Genomic DNA, 1,616 nt, shown 5'->3' on the forward strand with positions numbered 1-1,616 from the left:
GCCGATCGTCCAGCGACATATCGCACCAGGAAAAATAATGCATGCAGGTGTTGAGACTGACATCGCCGTTCTGCGCAAAATTGCGCAGGTCAGCGTTGAGCCAGCGCGCAATCTCGCTGTCGTGCAAATGCGCCTGGTTGTGCGCCAGCCTGGCCAGGCAGAGATCGACGGCGGCGTCGCTCAATATCAGCTTCTTGGCCCGGAAGAAGTATGCCGGGCTGTCTTTTCCTGTTTCGAATACTGCCATGCCGCGGCTGGCATCGGCACGCGCCGACTCATCGCTGAGCAATGTATAACGGTCGCCGCCGGTACCGGTCGCTGACATCTCCAGGCGCCCCTGGTCCTGCCCCGCCACCGCCAGCCCCCATTCATGCATGGTCGCCACGGCGGTCACCACGTAGGCATTGCGGAACTGGTAACGCAACTGCGTCAGCTTCAGCGTGACGTCGTCCTTGATCTCGGCCCAGTTCAACAGGCAATGGGCATGTCCCTTACGAGCATGAAACAGAAAATCGCCCGTCCGCGCAAATTCCAGCACCTGGCGTGTCTGTGCATAGAGTTCGCCCTGCTCTCCCTGCATCGTCTGCGCCTCGCTCAGGCTCTGATACACCCCCTGCTCCAGGCGCCACGCCAGATCGCCAAATTCCAGCGTACGACTGATCGCCAGCGTTTCCACCAGGTGCCCGGACTGCAGGTTAAGCAAGGTCTGGAGACGGCCATTGCAGATTTGTGCAACATCACCGACGGCGACAGGCCGGGCCAGGTCTTGCGACGGTATCCAACCTGCGTTCAAGAAACACGCGCGGTAAAAATCAGCATGGTGCATGGTGGTTTTCCGCCTTCCCCAAAAAAAGAAATCTGCCTCCTCACATCACCTTGCGGGAAAGTGCGTACTGTTGCATGTTGCACGTTCCCGCCTGCCGCGGGCGATGTGGCCGGATATTCTTCCTCCGGCCTGCCCGCTGCAGATCCCTCAGGCCGCGTAAGCGGCAGCCGTAGCAGCGGCCAGCCCGGCCTTGTACGAGTTGAGGGTAGTGATGGCGTCGGCCAGTTTCCCAGACCGTGCCATCCATCAGCTTGGAACTGCGCATGACGTCCTTGGGCAGCGGTGTCTTGGTCATGGCGGCGGCCTCCTTGTAGAGGTCGATCTGGTTGACCGACTTGGCCACGGCCAGATAATCCGGGTCGCTCTTCAACAAGCCCCAGCGGCGATGCTGGGTCATGAACCACATGCCATCGGAGAGGAACGGGAAGTTGACCTGGCCCTCTTCATAGAACTTCATATAGTTGGGATCGTCCCAGGTCTTGCCCAGGCCGTTCTGATAGCGCCCGAGGATGCGCTGGTCGATCACGTCCTTGCTGGTGTTCACATAGGACTTGTCGGCGATCACCTCGGCCATCTTGTTCTTGTTCACCAGCGAGGCATCGATCCACTTGCTGGCGTCGAGGATGGCCGCCATCATGGCGCGGCAGGTGTTGGGATATTTCTGCACGAATTCGCGCGAGGTACCGAGCACCTTTCTCGGATGATCCTTCCGATATCCTGCGTAGTGATGGCGGTGATGCCCACGCCATCGACGATGGGGCGATGGCCCCAGGGTTCGCCCACGCAAAAA

At 59.8% G+C, this 1,616-nt stretch carries 1 protein-coding gene and 1 pseudogene; both read right to left on the reverse strand.

Features of this window, described 5'->3' with window-relative positions; all coding sequences use genetic code 11:
* Window positions 1-826: hypothetical protein (locus I5W_RS22620; RefSeq protein WP_044530942.1), on the reverse strand; the 826-nt coding region annotated here is incomplete at its 3' end.
* A 226-nt stretch (window positions 827-1,052) separates the two neighbouring features.
* A pseudogene (locus I5W_RS22625) lies at window positions 1,053-1,616 on the reverse strand (ABC transporter substrate-binding protein); the annotation flags it as partial.

The sequence above is a fragment of the Herbaspirillum sp. B65 genome, assembly GCF_000333555.1.
Taxonomy (GTDB): domain Bacteria; phylum Pseudomonadota; class Gammaproteobacteria; order Burkholderiales; family Burkholderiaceae_D; genus Herbaspirillum; species Herbaspirillum rubrisubalbicans.